This window comes from Plectonema radiosum NIES-515 (assembly GCF_025753815.1).
In the GTDB taxonomy this organism is placed as follows: domain Bacteria; phylum Cyanobacteriota; class Cyanobacteriia; order Cyanobacteriales; family Nostocaceae; genus Hassallia; species Hassallia radiosum_A.
Window position 1 is genome coordinate 1 of the sequence record NZ_JAOWRF010000045.1, and the last position, 13505, is coordinate 13505.

General features: G+C 43.0%; 16 protein-coding genes and 1 other RNA gene. 5 read left to right on the top strand and 12 right to left on the bottom strand.

Annotation, left to right across the window (positions count from 1 at the left end; translation table 11 throughout):
* Positions 1-324 precede the first annotated feature (324 nt).
* Both OGM63_RS03230 and OGM63_RS03235 read left to right on the top strand, forming a co-directional pair.
* Complete coding sequence (locus OGM63_RS03230) at positions 325-1020, top strand: CAP domain-containing protein (RefSeq protein ID WP_263744070.1); 696 nt, start codon at positions 325-327, stop codon at positions 1018-1020.
* Positions 1020-1868 carry an alpha/beta fold hydrolase gene (locus OGM63_RS03235; RefSeq protein ID WP_263744071.1) on the top strand — a complete coding sequence of 283 codons (849 nt, stop codon included), beginning with the start codon at positions 1020-1022 and terminating at the stop codon, positions 1866-1868. Before OGM63_RS03230 ends, OGM63_RS03235 begins: the two co-directional genes overlap by 1 nt.
* Before the next feature lie 116 nt (positions 1869-1984).
* Here OGM63_RS03235 and OGM63_RS03240 read toward each other — a convergent pair whose 3' ends face one another.
* From OGM63_RS03240 to carA, 5 genes are all read right to left on the bottom strand, one after another.
* Positions 1985-2287 (bottom strand): DUF1816 domain-containing protein, encoded by a 303-nt coding sequence (locus OGM63_RS03240; protein ID WP_263744072.1) that lies wholly within the window; start codon positions 2285-2287, stop codon positions 1985-1987.
* A 73-nt stretch (positions 2288-2360) separates the two neighbouring features.
* Positions 2361-3674: a 23S rRNA (guanosine(2251)-2'-O)-methyltransferase RlmB gene (rlmB, locus tag OGM63_RS03245; protein WP_263744073.1), complete on the bottom strand. Its 1314-nt coding sequence runs from the start codon at positions 3672-3674 to the stop codon at positions 2361-2363.
* Between the two features lie 92 nt (positions 3675-3766).
* Positions 3767-4249 carry a Mini-ribonuclease 3 gene (locus OGM63_RS03250; RefSeq protein WP_263744074.1) on the bottom strand — a complete coding sequence of 161 codons (483 nt, stop codon included), beginning with the start codon at positions 4247-4249 and terminating at the stop codon, positions 3767-3769.
* Positions 4250-4658: 409 nt separating this feature from the next.
* Entirely contained in the window at positions 4659-4994 is a 336-nt protein-coding gene (locus tag OGM63_RS03255; protein ID WP_263744075.1) for an STAS domain-containing protein, read from the bottom strand.
* A gap of 187 nt (positions 4995-5181) precedes the next feature.
* The gene (carA, locus tag OGM63_RS03260) at positions 5182-6330 is read right to left on the bottom strand and encodes a glutamine-hydrolyzing carbamoyl-phosphate synthase small subunit (RefSeq protein ID WP_263744076.1); all 1149 of its coding nucleotides are present in this window, start codon (positions 6328-6330) and stop codon (positions 5182-5184) included.
* 240 nt (positions 6331-6570) lie between these two features.
* Between carA and OGM63_RS03265 the strand changes: the two genes are divergently transcribed.
* A complete protein-coding gene (locus tag OGM63_RS03265; RefSeq protein WP_263744077.1) occupies positions 6571-7644 on the top strand; it encodes a retropepsin-like aspartic protease family protein in 1074 nt (357 codons plus the stop codon).
* On the opposite strand, the gene OGM63_RS03270 is transcribed toward OGM63_RS03265, so the two are convergent.
* The 4 genes from OGM63_RS03270 to OGM63_RS03285 form a co-directional block, all read right to left on the bottom strand.
* Positions 7574-7780: a hypothetical protein gene (locus tag OGM63_RS03270; RefSeq protein WP_318528395.1), complete on the bottom strand. Its 207-nt coding sequence runs from the start codon at positions 7778-7780 to the stop codon at positions 7574-7576. The two genes, OGM63_RS03265 and OGM63_RS03270, sit on opposite strands and share 71 nt — an antisense overlap.
* Positions 7767-8102: a type II toxin-antitoxin system HicB family antitoxin gene (locus tag OGM63_RS03275; RefSeq protein WP_263744078.1), complete on the bottom strand. Its 336-nt coding sequence runs from the start codon at positions 8100-8102 to the stop codon at positions 7767-7769. Before OGM63_RS03275 ends, OGM63_RS03270 begins: the two co-directional genes overlap by 14 nt.
* Positions 8095-8349: a hypothetical protein gene (locus OGM63_RS03280; protein ID WP_263744079.1), complete on the bottom strand. Its 255-nt coding sequence runs from the start codon at positions 8347-8349 to the stop codon at positions 8095-8097. Before OGM63_RS03280 ends, OGM63_RS03275 begins: the two co-directional genes overlap by 8 nt.
* Before the next feature lie 488 nt (positions 8350-8837).
* Complete coding sequence (locus OGM63_RS03285) at positions 8838-8978, bottom strand: hypothetical protein (protein WP_263744080.1); 141 nt, start codon at positions 8976-8978, stop codon at positions 8838-8840.
* A gap of 211 nt (positions 8979-9189) precedes the next feature.
* Between OGM63_RS03285 and OGM63_RS03290 the strand changes: the two genes are divergently transcribed.
* Positions 9190-10686, top strand: coding sequence for an alkaline phosphatase D family protein (locus OGM63_RS03290; protein WP_263744081.1), 1497 nt, complete (start codon positions 9190-9192; stop codon positions 10684-10686).
* A gap of 120 nt (positions 10687-10806) precedes the next feature.
* On the opposite strand, the gene OGM63_RS03295 is transcribed toward OGM63_RS03290, so the two are convergent.
* Entirely contained in the window at positions 10807-12201 is a 1395-nt protein-coding gene (locus OGM63_RS03295) for a hypothetical protein (protein WP_263744082.1), read from the bottom strand.
* A gap of 205 nt (positions 12202-12406) precedes the next feature.
* Entirely contained in the window at positions 12407-12565 is a 159-nt protein-coding gene (locus OGM63_RS03300; protein ID WP_263744083.1) for a hypothetical protein, read from the bottom strand.
* Between the two features lie 46 nt (positions 12566-12611).
* Between OGM63_RS03300 and OGM63_RS03305 the strand changes: the two genes are divergently transcribed.
* A complete protein-coding gene (locus tag OGM63_RS03305; protein ID WP_375340448.1) occupies positions 12612-12884 on the top strand; it encodes a DUF1830 domain-containing protein in 273 nt (90 codons plus the stop codon).
* Between the two features lie 169 nt (positions 12885-13053).
* Here OGM63_RS03305 and ssrA read toward each other — a convergent pair.
* Positions 13054-13444, bottom strand: a transfer-messenger RNA (tmRNA) gene (gene ssrA, locus OGM63_RS03310).
* Positions 13445-13505: the final 61 nt, after the last annotated feature.

A 13505-nucleotide genomic window follows, 5' to 3' on the forward strand; every position in this document is an offset into this window, starting at 1 on the left:
CTAACGGTAGTATAAATATTTTTCTAAAAACAATCTCCGGGAATTAACCGGAGATAAGGCTAGATAGCGCCTAATACACAGTTTTTCGGGTTTATGCCGGAAATTACCGGGTTAAAGACTATCTGTATGAATCTAATCATATATTGATTAACGCTCTTTTATTACTCTCGCCAGATTAAATTTAAAACCCTATCTTCAGATTAGTCCGCGCAGGCAAACGAGCGTTTGTGTAGCCGCGACTTCCAGTCGTCAGGGCTTCATGAAAATATTCTCTGCCCAGAGTCATAGAAGAGCGTTAATCGTTTTTTAGTTTTGAGGTGATTGATGCGTCGCAGACTATTTTGGGTATTTATCCCTATTACCCTACTAGTTACATCTTGTGATACTGTGTTTGAATCTCACTCTTTTTTACCGGAAACTACTAAAAAAGATTCGCAATTATCCGCACGGGAAAATAGCCTCTCGCCATTGGAAAAACAAGTGATTGTAGAAATGAATAAAGCGAGAACAAACCCTGGAACTTATGCGGCTATCTTAGAAAAGTATAAAAAGCGCTTTGAAGGTAAACGAGTAAAAATTTCTGATACTGTCTATTTACAGACGACTGAAGGAGTCAAAGCAGTCGATGAAGCGATCGCATATCTCAAGTCAGTTCTTCCTGTAGAAACTTTAACAGCTTCTATTGGTATGTCTTTAGCCGCTAAAGATCATGTGAAAGACCAAGGAAAAACAGGTGCAATTGGTCATGAAGGTAGCGACAAAAGCGATCCCTTTATTCGCATCAACCGTTATGGAAGTTGGCAAAAAACTGCTGGGGAAAACATCAGCTATGGTTCCCACACGGCTCAAGATATCGTTATGCAATTAATTATAGATGACGGAGTACGATCGCGAGGTCATAGAACAAACATATTTAACCCAGCTTTTAAGGTAGCAGGAGTTGCTTTTGGCATTCACTCCACTTACAGGCAAATGTGCGTGATTGATTATGCTGGAGGATATCAAGAAAAATCCGTTTAATGTACCACCCTTCTAGTAAAGCTGTAAATCTCAACGTACAAGTCCAAGGCGAAGGATTCCCTATTTTATGCTTACACGGTCATCCTGGTTCTGGTTCTAGCCTTTCTGTATTTAGCGATCGCTTGTCAAAACGTTTTCAAACTATCGCCCCAGATTTGCGCGGATACGGCAAAAGTCGCTTTCAAGATGATTTTGATATGCGCGACCATTTGACCGACTTAGAAGCACTTCTAGACCGTTTGGGGATAGAAAAATGCTTAGTCTTGGGATGGTCTCTCGGTGGCATTTTGGCGATGGAACTGGCACTAATGCTACCACAGCGGGTGACTGGATTAATTTTGATTGCTACGGCTGCTAGACCTAGAGGAAATCATCCGCCGATTAGTTTGCCGGATAATTTGTATACTGGGATTGCTGCTTTATTGAACTGTGTAAAACCAGGTTGGCGCTGGAATATTGAGACATTTGGCAAGCGATCGCTTTTTCGTTATCTGATTCAACAACATACACCCACTGCCTACCGTTACATAGCCTCATCAGCGGTGCCGGCTTATTTGCAAACTTCCCCTGCTGCCACTCGCGCCCTTTTCGGTGCGATTCAATCTGGTTACAATCGAGTTACAGATTTAGAGCAAATTTTCTGTCCCAGTCTAGTACTTGCAGGTACAGAAGACCGCCATATCACAGTTAATTCTAGCTTAGAAACTGCTCAACACCTGATAAATTCTCAGTGGCTGTGCTACCCCAACACTGCTCATCTCTTCCCGTGGGAAATTCCTGACCAAGTACTGAGCGATATCGACTCCTGGCTGCAAGAGCATCCGCAAGTAGTAGCTAATAGCCATTAGCTATTAGACATCGACCGCTATGCTTATTATGCGTTGCCGGAAACCCTTGTAGAGACGTAGCATTGCTACGTCTCTACGTATTGTCGGGAGATGTCTATTAACTATTAGCCATTCGATTACATTTGACCGCTAAAGGCAGGCTTTACTTTACGGTCAATCCGTTCCCCCAAATCTTCAGCAATGGTTAAAGTACCTGGTTTGCAGCGTTTGACATTTACTGCAATTCCTTGCGCTCCTTCCACTTCCAAATCTTCTACATAGCCTTTGATTGCTGCTTTGGCTTCAGAGGAACTGATAAATGGTCCAAAGTAGTAGGTGCAATTGGGCTTTTGTGTCCCAATCTCAACCCACCAAGCCAAGCCAAAGCTGTCGAACGTATTAATTAAGGTTTCCTTGAGGTTATACCAAATGGTTTTCATTGTTTTCGCCAGTTGATAAGTGTGCTTTTTGGGTGTTAAACGTGTCTTACTGATTTTGTATCTTTACATTTCTTTATACTCTGTTATCATTCGTTTTCCAAGCGGTTTTTTGTAACTTGTCTAAATGCAGCGTATTTAACCAGCGTTGGCGATAAATTTCATAAAGCGCCATCCCAGCCGCCACGGAAGCATTCAGGCTAGGAGTATTCCCTTGTAAAGGAATCGACACTAAAACATCGCAAGAGCGCTGTGTGAGCATACTTAAGCCTTCGCCTTCCGAGCCAACTACCAACACAATGGGAATAGGTTTTTTATTGTCATGTTTAGGATTGACGAATTCAACGGTATGCAGGGGTACGCTTCCAGTGACAGCGGTGCCGTAAATCCAAAAATTAGCAGCTTTCAAGGCTTCCATTGCGCGGCTGAGGTTAATTACTCTGGCAACCGGAAAGGTTTCTAGGGCACCTGCGGCGACTTTCATCACCGTGGAAGTGATTCCAGAGGCTCGGCGTTGGGGGATTACTAATCCTTGAGCGCCGATCGCCTCAGCTGTGCGAATAATTGCACCCAAGTTGTGGGGATCGGTAATACCGTCAGCCACGACAATTACTGGCGCATCGGTAGTAGAAAAAGCTTTGGTTATTAACTCGTCTAACTCCATGTAAGCGTGGGGGGCAATTTGCGCCGCTATTCCCTGATGATTTGCGTAGGAGGTGATTTGGTCTAAGCGCTTTGGTTCAACTTCATCAATCACCGCTCCGTTGTCTTTCGCTTGCAAAATCAAATTATGAAAGCGGGGATCGTAGCGCAGCTTAGAAGTAATCCAAATTCGATTTAGACCGCGCTGATTTTCTAATGCAGCCAACACTGGATAGCGACCGTAGATTAGATCGCTATCTTCTGTTGGTTTAGATGCAGATGCATCAGAGAAACTGCGACGTGGTGGGCGTGAGTCGTCTCTAGATGAAAATGCATCAGAGAATTTGCGACGTGGTGGGCGTGAGTCGTCTCTAGATGAAAATGCATCAGAGAATTTGCGACGTGGTGGGCGTGAGTCGTCTTTTGCGCCTTCACCTATTGGTTTAGATGGGGATGCATCAGAGAATTTGCGACGAGGGCGTGAGTCGTCTTTTGCGCCTTCACCTGATTTAGATGGGGATGCATCAGATAACTTGCGACGTGGGCGTGAGTCGTCTTTTGCGCCTTCACCTGATTTAGATGGGGATGCACCAGATAACTTGCGACGTGGGCGTGGATCGTCTTTTGAGCCTTCACCATCTTGAGGTCGGGGACGAATCGAACTAGAAATGACACGTTTGCCTTTAATTTTTAAAGATGGTGCGCGATTCGATTGGCGATTGGAGTTGATTTTTCTTGGATTTGACATATTACTTTGGTAGAACGGATGAGTAAGCATCCCGATTTCATCAAGTTGGACTTACGGACTCTCAGTTATTATTTTTTAGTGAGGTATATTTCTCACGGTTTTTCTAGCTGGAGTTTTTGCAGCAGTTCGGTTAAGCGTTGAGAATCGGTAAGATACAAATAACCAATTAAAGTTTCGAGACTAGTTGCTTGTTGATAAATTTCTCTTTCAAGGCGCTTGGGACTTTTTGTAGCGGCATTACGACCGCGCCGAACAATTTCTAATTCTGTGTCCCTCAGATAAGGAGTGAGCGATCGCAATATTTTCGCTTGTGTTTCTGCTCGCACTTGTGCCACAACTAAACGATGGTAACTTTCCACTCGCTGTGGTGGCAGCAGATAAAACATCCTCATATGAAGTTCATAAACTGCATCCCCCAAATATGCCAGGGCTGCCGGAGAAACTTTTCGCACATCTTTGAGGGAAATCTCTTGAGGTAACTGCTCTGTGGTTGCCTTAATTAATTGCTCGGAAGATGAATTTTGCATGTTTGTTGCATTTGATTCATCTAATAGCTCTTCCTCCTTTGATTCCACTACTTAACTATTCCTTTCGGCTACATTGATTTTTTCCACAGATTCTGGTGCTGATACACCGAGCATAATCAACACTAGCAAAATTATTCCTAATTTTATCTTTTTAGTTTTAAATTTACATTTAGTTAGACAATTTTCAGATTGCTATATACTTTACCAATAGGTTTGATCGAGCTTTTGTATCTGGGAATTGCGATCCCCAAGTTTGAGTTAATTATTCTTGATTTTTGGCGCTTTGCTAGGCATTTATACGTTGAGTAAAGATGCTTAGATTTAGCTGCAAGTGGGCGATCGCACTTTTCTTTTTATCAGGTAAATGATAGATGTCCTCTGCAAAAGTAATAATAATTAAGCTATCGAAATGAAAATCTCGATAGCTTAATTATATTTGTCAAGCAATTCTCGACTACTAGATGTTTTTTAGAGCCGCATCAACTGATGTTTGCAGGGAGAGAAACTTCTCTAAGCGAACAAGCTTGACTGTTTGAGTAACGCGGGCGTTTGTGACAATTTGCAAAGTGCCTTCGGCGTTTTGAGCCTGCTTGGCTAGCTGCACTAGAGCACCCAAGCCAGAGCTATCAACAAAGTCAATCTGTGAGAGATCCAGAATTATGTGCTTTGGACCTTCATCAATCTTGCTGCCTAGCACCTTGCGAAAAGTCGGTTCTGAAAAGGCATCCAACAGACCTGTGAGACGGAATAGCTGACAGTTATCCCGGACTTCGCGAGTACCTCTCAGGCTCACGGTTAGATTAAGTGATTCAGCTATAACTCCCTCCTTATCGTTAAGGTAAACGTTCAAGTATAGATGGTTTTTGAGCAAGTTGTCTATAACTAGGGACTAGAGACTGGGGACTGGGGACTGGGGACTGGGGACTAGAAAAGAGATTAATTATTATGGCAGATCTATAATTTTTCCTAATCCCTAATCCCTAATCCCTTTTTGTTGCTTGCATCGATTGGACAAACTGTTCAAACAAATAATCAGCATCGTGAGGTCCGGGACTTGCCTCTGGGTGATATTGTACTGAAAACACAGGCAAAGACTTATGACGTAATCCAGCAACAGTGCGATCGTTTAAGTTCAGGTGGCTAATTTCTACCTGGGTGTGGGGTAAAGAATCTGGATCGATGGCAAAACTGTGATTTTGGCTGGTAATTTCTATCCTTTGTTGTAATCCTGCTGGTTGATTTAAACCTCGATGCCCAAATTTGAGTTTAAAGGTTTCTGCCCCCAATGCATGACCTAAAATTTGGTGTCCCATGCAAATGCCAAAGATGGGTTTTTCCGCAGAAAGCAAAGCTTTAGCGGTTTCAATTCCTTCGGTGACTGTGGAGGGATCCCCAGGACCATTGGAAAGAAAGATCCCATCTGGATTGTATTTAAGAATTTCCTCAGTTGAGGTGTGCGCGGGAACAACGATAACTCGGCATCCGTAAGCAGCTAAACGGCGTAAAATATTCCGTTTGATGCCAAAATCAAGAGCAACAACGGTGAAAGAACCTTCAGAATTTGCCACACCAACTGGGTTAAATTCCCAAGTTGCATCTGTGGGATCTGACCATTCATAAATCGTTGGGGTGGTAACTTTGCGAACTAGATTTAATCCCTTCATGTTTGGAGCAGCTTGTACTTTTTCTAACAATTCCGCCTCATCGAGAATCGAGGTAGAAATGCCGCCATTCATGGCTCCAAACATGCGAATTTTGCGGGTGAGAGCGCGGGTATCAATTCCGTAGATACCCGGTACTTGGTGCTGTTTGAGGTAATCTGGTAACGATTGTGTTGATCGCCAATTACTCGGTTGATGACAAATATTGCGAGCGATCGCACCTTCTACTTGTGGTCCTTCCGATTCCTCATCAAGAGGATTCACCCCAGTGTTTCCTAACTCAGGATAAGTAAAAATAACTATCTGACCGCAGTAACTAGGGTCGGTCAGTACTTCTTGATATCCGGTCATCCCAGTATTAAAGACCACTTCCCCGATCGCAGTGCCAGTAGCACCGAAAGACCAACCGCGATAAGTAGTTCCATCTGCCAGGACAAGTAAAGCAGGTATTGCGTCAGACAGGGGCATTTTAAAGAGGGTTAAAGGGGAAAGGGGAAAGGGGAAAGGGGAAATGCCCCATGCCCATTGCGGGCGTGCCCAATTCCCAGTTTCCCCAATCGAATGTCAATTATCTCATGAGTTGTTCAATTTTGAGTTGTAAGTAAAATTAATTAAAAATTAATAATTAAACAGATAAAATTTGAGAAGGAGAATTGAAGTGCAGAAGTAGATTTCAATAGCCTTGGGCAAGTAAAATGTCAAGTAATTATGCTTCATTCTTATTTATCTCGTGGATTGCTAATTTTTCTCTCAGGCACTTTGGCGGTGTTGAGTTTTGGCTGTCGTGAAGACAAAAAAAATACCACGCTCGGTGGCAATGAGCAACCAGCTCAAATGAATAATCTGGCAGCAGAGCCTGACATCAGAGAAACTGCACCAGGAATTAGTCCAGAAACAGAATCTCAGACACCAGTCAAGATTGAACCGACTTCTTTTGAGTTAGGGTTGGATAAAGCAACTGGTGGTTTAACTATCAGCCAATCTGCGAAATCAAGCGCAGATTGGAAGTTGGTGGCAAGTCAATACCTGGATGCGATCGCTCTGATGAAACAAGTCCAACAAGAAAGTCCCGACTTTGCCATCGCTCAAAGAAAAATTACTGAGTATCGGCTCCAAGCCAAATATGCTCATGAAAAAGCCACTGTTAACCCGCTTTTAACCACATCACCAGAACCACAGAAAATAATCGTTGCTGTTCCCCAAGCATCTCCATTACCAAAGTTCATCCTCAGACCTCTGCCCCAACCTTTACCAGTACAAGTAAAAAAACTACCACCTTTGGTATCATTGCCGCCACAAACACTCAACCAAGCCAAAGAAAAAGAACGGCAAGAAGTATTTTCAGTACCCATCAAACGGCGAATCGGGGGCACACCAATTATAGAAGTTACCTTCAATGGCAATCAACAATTTGAGATGATTGTTGATACAGGAGCCAGTGGTACAGTTATCACTCAACAAATGGCTTCTTCTTTGGGAGTCGTGTCTGTGGGAAAAGCTAAAGCAAACACCGCTAGTTCCAAAGCTGTGGAATTTCCCATCGGTTATGTTGATACCATCGAAGCAGGTGGAGTATCAGTTAATAAAGTAGCAGTTGCGATCGCTGGTTCAGATTTAGAAACTGGACTTCTCGGACATGACTTTTTTGGCAATTACGACCTCACCATCAAACGCGATGTGGTCGAATTTCGTCCCCATGACGATTTACAATCTAATTCCCCAGAAACTCAACTAACTGTTCCAACTTTGCCCAAGCAGCCCCGGATTGTAGAATATCCTTAGCCGCACTAACACCTTGAGCGTGGTTCATGAACTCAACTGCACCCCCCACTTGCAGCCCTAAAGCCGCATTTAATGCCACTACATCTCGTTGTGCAGCAGGTGTTAAACTTAATTCTTGGGGATTAATAGTTGTCAAATGCAAGTTTAAGGCTTACATAGCGATTTAAGCTAACATTTTGCTCTGCCGCTTCTATAGCTAGTCTACGGTGATGCTCTGGAGGGATACGAACTTGAAATTTACCACTATAGTTTTTTTCGGAGATTGGCTCTGGAATCTTTTCCCCGTTCGCGTCCATATCAGCTACTACATCTTTTACCAAGTTTGTAATACCTTCGAGCGCAGTTAAACGATTTTCATGAAGATAAGACAAACTAGGAAATTCAGCACACAGTCCTACAAATTCATCATCCTCCCTTGACCAAGTAACTTTATAAGTGTAGTGGTCTAAGTTAACCATCGGACATTCCCTCAATTTTTTCAATCGCGTCTAAAACTTGCCTAACTTGATAAGCCTTTGCTTTCCCCTTCTTTTCTTGAATGTTGACACGCGGATCGCCAGCCCAAGGGGTTTTATAAACACAATGGCTTGTTCCTTGCTGTCTGGGTTCTCCAAAATAATGATTACAAACCTTGACTAAATCGGTAAAGTTTACATTTTTAGGATTGTTCTTTAACTGAGCAAGGAGTTTTTCTATTTGTGCCATCTCTCAATTAATAATAGTATCAATATTAATACTATGTCAAGCGGGATGTTTTTTAGTATTCATGCCTGGAAAACCTTACAGCGATTTTCGCTTATATGAACCACATTATTTTTAGCAAATCGCAAAGTCAAGGCAGCGCGTTGCGGTGAGTCCACGGGCGCGGTTGCCTGTATCGCAAGAATTGTAGTGGCGAACCGGAAGGGGGGTCACGAGCGTTGTCGCGACTGCCGCACAGAGCCGCAAAGGAAGAAATGAAGAAACAAGAGTGTGGTCTAAATATCTGAAAATTGCTGTAATGTATATAGGTTTGGGCGGGTTAATCTGGCATTGAATGCTTTACTCTAGGCACTTTTGGGTTAATGTTGTCTAAAGTATAAAAAATTGCTAAATAGGTGCTCCCTCCGGATACATCAGTTCCAGTCGTTTCTCCCGTAGTTTGGCTTCTTCGATACAGATTTCTTCAATTTGTTTGACCAAATCTTTTTTGCTTAACTATTACTTGGCGATCGCCCTTGAGCAAAACTTTGCGATCTACTTAGATTTGGGTTGACCTCGCTCCCCTCAAATGGTTGCGATCGCTCTTTTTTGTTAGCGTTGATTTTCATTTCTGGGATAAAGATTAGTTTCACCTCAATGCTTGTTTATTCCGTATTGCTGCCGTGAAATATTCCTATAAGTATATGCAACTGGAGTTTATTTAACTTTACATAACTCTCGTTGCATTACCGTCCAAAATCTGAAATACTAATAATTTAAAGTGTCTTAGTATACAGTTTATTAGCAGTAGATTTGATTTCTCAAACCCAATGCTGGCTATTCATTTAATGATATGAGGACAACATGACAAATAACCTTTTTGTGCATGGCGTAGCAAGCGGAGATCCACTTGAAGATGGAGTTGTGATTTGGACAAGAGTCACCACATCCACATCCGAACCTGTGTTCGTCAACTGGAAAATAGCCACCGATTCAAACTTGAGCAACATCATTGCTTCTGGCACAGCCTTAGCCCAAGCCGATGCAGACTACACGGTTAATGTTGATGTCACTGGTTTGGAACCTGCAAGTCGATACTTTTACCAGTTTGAGGCACTTGGTCAGATATCACCCGTTGGCAGGACTAAGACCTTACCAACAGAAGGTGTTCAACATCTGCGTTTTGCTCAGGTGTCCTGTGCGAAATTCAACGCTGGCTTCTTTAACGCCTATAGTTGCATTGCGGCACGCGATGACCTTGACTTTATACTACATCTAGGCGATTATATCTACGAAGCCTCAAACAAGCCGCCAGCGAGCCAAACACCGGGTGCAGATATTGGTCGTCCCTTTGATCCGCTTCACGAGTGCAAGACACTTGAAGATTACCGCTGCCGCTACGCTCAGTATCGCAGCGATCCCGATGTACAAAGTCTCCATGCAGCACTACCGCTGATTGCTACCCTCGACGATCACGAATTCGCTGATGGTGCATGGCGTGATGGCGCTAGCGAACACAAGCCAGAACGCGATGGCGATTGGGCTAACCGTCGTGCGATCGCCTTCCAAGTACGCTGGGAATGGTTACCAGCACGCAAGCCCGACCCCGCCGATCCACAAAGAGTTTTCCGCAAAGTGACGCTGGGTGGATTAGCCGATTTAATATTGATTGATACTCGTACTCGTCGTGATGAACCTGTCCCACCACCAGCGATGTTTGACCCAGCACGGTCTGCTATGGGTGTTGAACAACGTACTTGGTTGCTGCAACAGTTCGATACATCAGAGGCTCAATGGAAGTTATTGGCAAACCCATCGGTGATGGCAACAACATGGAGTAAAGATTTCCCACCAACAATTAAGCAAGCACTACTAAAGCTGAAGCTGATCGATGTTGACGGTATTAGTCCAGATTACGATCAATGGGACGGCTATCCTGTTGAACGCGATTTACTTCTAAGGCACCTGCGAGACAATGAAATCCAAAATGTTGTTGTACTCAGTGGTGATGTCCATGTTGGGCTAGCAATTGAGTTAAAGCGAGATGCTTTCGACCAAAAAGAAGAAGCGATCGCTGTCGAGTTTGTGACTTGTAGCTTGACTTCACAGAACCTTGACGACAAAATGGGTTGGGCAGCACGCACAAAGTCTATTCCCATTGAGCAAGAGGTCATGAAGGCTTTCCCCCACATTCACTGGTGTGACTTTGACAGTCATGGTTATGTTATTATTGATGTCACTCCCGAACAAGTTACAGCACAATGGTGGGCTGTTGATACAGTACTGCGTCGTAGCAATGCTGAAGTATGTATGGCAGCATGGGCGGTTGAGTCAGGTAAGTCAAAGCTCATTCAAGCCTAGTTAAACATTTAACAAAGTAAAGACGTTCCAATGGAACGTCTCTACGACGGTTGCAACGTTTTTATTACTGTTAATTAAACGGACATGAGATTATATCATATCTGGCTTATACGCTGATTTTTATCGGTTTTGCGGGTGCAATTTGTACCACCCATATAAGTGAATAACTGCTAGCCAAACTGTGGAAAGTAAACCCGCAAGGCTGAGGGTAAGACCGCTAAATGATACTAATAATCCAAAAATGGGTAATACTGCGCCGGCGATGGTACAAATGAAGGCTGCAAGGGATGCACGCAAATTTGCTCCTAACCCCCATGACAAAGCTAGTAAAATCAGGGAAATCAACGTCCAAGCAAATTCGGCGTTAATTATACGGGCTAGATAAGTTAAAGTCAATAGACAAGCAAAGAAGATTCCACCAGCCAGCGCTACGTTTTTTAAACTCATTGGGATGGATAAATATAACAATAATATCCACCAGAGAAATAACGCCGGCGCTAGCAATAATAGACGGGGCATGATGCCAGTGTTACGAATCGGGTCGGTGCTGGTATATACTCCAAAGGGATTTTTGACGGAAACATTATCATATATCCAAGTAAATTGGGTGCTTTTTCTGTCAACTTTAATGTCATTTGGTAGAATGCCGCTGGCAAAGTTAGCTCCAGTGAAGTTAGCGATCGCAATCAAACGAAAGTTAGAAAGTAATTGCCCCTGAGCACTATAAACCCAACGTGGTCCCCCTTGCGCTTTATAACTAACGCGAAAGCTAGTTTCTTCTCTCGGTTGCAAGCGAAAGCCAAAGCTATAATCACCGGGATTGGTTTGTTGTAATCTAGTCCCAGCACGCTCTACTTTATAGCTTTGGAGTAGGGAATAGCCGTTAGGTGGCGGTACTTCAAAGATAAAATTATTAATATTATATAGTTGATTGACAACTTTGTAGTCAGCGCTGTAATCTACGCGATAAGTTGCACTCCGACCTTGAACATCTGGAGTTTGGTCAAGCTTTACTTTAATTTGCGACCCAGCTACCCTTAGAAAGCGGTTGACATCTCGCGTTTCATTTATTTTGACTATTTTGCCATTAACTTGAGTTGTCGTGGTATACGGCTCTTTGATGATGTAACGTACTTGTGGGGCTGATTGTTCTAGTTTATCTCCTGCGACCAACAGAGCTACGTTCGCTACTTTTGCCTGTTCCCAGTGATGATAGCGATTGCTGAGAGTTGAACAAAGAAAAAATCCCACCACCAGTAAAACTAATACCAAGGCTAGATGCTGGAATCCCCGCAAAAGCTCATAATAACGAATCGCCCACTCGCCAATAAATAAAGATTGTTCTTTGGGCAAACGACGGAGAGAAAAGCTTAGTAGTGCGATCGCTATTCCCAAAGCTATGACCAGAAATACTAACAAAACTGAAGCTTTGAGTATCTGGCTTCCCAAGTGAACTAGTTCAACAGGGTGTGTTAAATCGGGCACTCCGGGAATGCCTTGTGCAGAAACAGACATTAGCTTTTGTCAGAATGTACAGAATCAGACAGATGAAATTTCTCAAAAGTTTCTGTAATTTACAAACCTCTAAGCACAGGATAGCTAAACTACCTATAGTTGTTTAACTCAGAGTTTCCAGGTTTTATCCTCAAATCACGGTTAAACGATGGGAGTACCGTACAATAAAATTATGATTATTTCATTACTGAGAGAAAAAATCAATCTAGCTCTTAATGCCAATTAAAAGATAAAGTATGAAAAACAAAGTGATACCTTCGTCAATATAGATTTTTGTCTCTTTTTCATTAGGAATCAATACGTTCGCTTGTAAGGCAACTTCTTTTTTGTCTTTCTCAATCGCAAAGACGCTCATAGCGTTCATCGCTTATCCTTCTGCATTCATTAATTATCACGCAAGAAGTAAAAGTATGACTCAAATTCTTGATTATCTAAATATTGACTCGGAACGTCAAATTTTATGTGGTTATACAAATCACACTTCCCAAATCCAAATTATTCGGATTTCCAACATTCCCAATTGGTATTTTGAGCGAGTGGTTTTTCCCGAACAAATGCTTTTGTTTGAAGCTTTACCAGAAGCTGAATTAGAAATTCACACAAATACGTCGTTGGCTGATAATATCTGCTGTACTGATTTACACCTTGATAATGAGCGATCGCATTCTTTTCCTACTGGCTAAATACAGCAGATTGCGTTGTGATTAAATACACGTAGAGAGGTAGCATTGCTACCTCTCTACAGGGTTTTGGGTTTTACGCATGTACCTCAACCAGGAGTGAAATTTGCTGTACTATCCACAAAGCAAAATCCACCTACACATTAGTGCCAGGTGGATTTTTTAACTATCTTAATGGAACCGGGCAGAATTGAACTGCCGTCCGCAATGGGTATTAACCCCCCACTCATTCACAGGTTTAGCCTTTCTGACCCTCAAGGCGGGAATCGTTCATTATCCCGAACGTAGGATGCTCTGATTTAATCTTAGCTACCAAGCCAACCAGAGAACGCTTGCTAGAGCATCCGTTGGGGGTTGGTCTCTAGCCCTTAACGGAGTCAAACTAGAGACGCTCGAACCTGAAAGAGGTGTTTTAGGCTGCTACTAGAGCATCCTTACGAGCAAATTTTACGATGTTGTTCGCATTTACTTTTTTTTCGAGCCTTTGATTTACGAGAGGAGACTCACTCTCGACCTGAATCACGAAGCAGCTTTCGCCATCACGTCGAAACCGTTACGGCCCCATGTCATATTTAGATTATAGTGTAGTATTTGGAAATTCGCAACAAGTTGGGGAGAGGGGGG

What these genes read in the sequence shown, in the direction of transcription:
- OGM63_RS03240 (WP_263744072.1), bottom strand. Translation starts at nt 2,287, where the DNA reads ATGAAAACCATTTGGTATAACCTCAAGGAAACCTTAATTAATACGTTC.
- OGM63_RS03305 (WP_375340448.1), top strand. Translation starts at nt 12,612, where the DNA reads ATGACTCAAATTCTTGATTATCTAAATATTGACTCGGAACGTCAAATT.
- OGM63_RS03295 (WP_263744082.1), bottom strand. Translation starts at nt 12,201, where the DNA reads ATGTCTGTTTCTGCACAAGGCATTCCCGGAGTGCCCGATTTAACACAC.
- OGM63_RS03230 (WP_263744070.1), top strand. Translation starts at nt 325, where the DNA reads ATGCGTCGCAGACTATTTTGGGTATTTATCCCTATTACCCTACTAGTT.
- OGM63_RS03235 (WP_263744071.1), top strand. Translation starts at nt 1,020, where the DNA reads ATGTACCACCCTTCTAGTAAAGCTGTAAATCTCAACGTACAAGTCCAA.
- rlmB (WP_263744073.1), bottom strand. Translation starts at nt 3,674, where the DNA reads ATGTCAAATCCAAGAAAAATCAACTCCAATCGCCAATCGAATCGCGCA.
- OGM63_RS03300 (WP_263744083.1), bottom strand. Translation starts at nt 12,565, where the DNA reads ATGAACGCTATGAGCGTCTTTGCGATTGAGAAAGACAAAAAAGAAGTT.
- OGM63_RS03290 (WP_263744081.1), top strand. Translation starts at nt 9,190, where the DNA reads ATGACAAATAACCTTTTTGTGCATGGCGTAGCAAGCGGAGATCCACTT.
- OGM63_RS03265 (WP_263744077.1), top strand. Translation starts at nt 6,571, where the DNA reads ATGCTTCATTCTTATTTATCTCGTGGATTGCTAATTTTTCTCTCAGGC.
- OGM63_RS03275 (WP_263744078.1), bottom strand. Translation starts at nt 8,102, where the DNA reads ATGGTTAACTTAGACCACTACACTTATAAAGTTACTTGGTCAAGGGAG.
- OGM63_RS03280 (WP_263744079.1), bottom strand. Translation starts at nt 8,349, where the DNA reads ATGGCACAAATAGAAAAACTCCTTGCTCAGTTAAAGAACAATCCTAAA.
- carA (WP_263744076.1), bottom strand. Translation starts at nt 6,330, where the DNA reads ATGCCCCTGTCTGACGCAATACCTGCTTTACTTGTCCTGGCAGATGGA.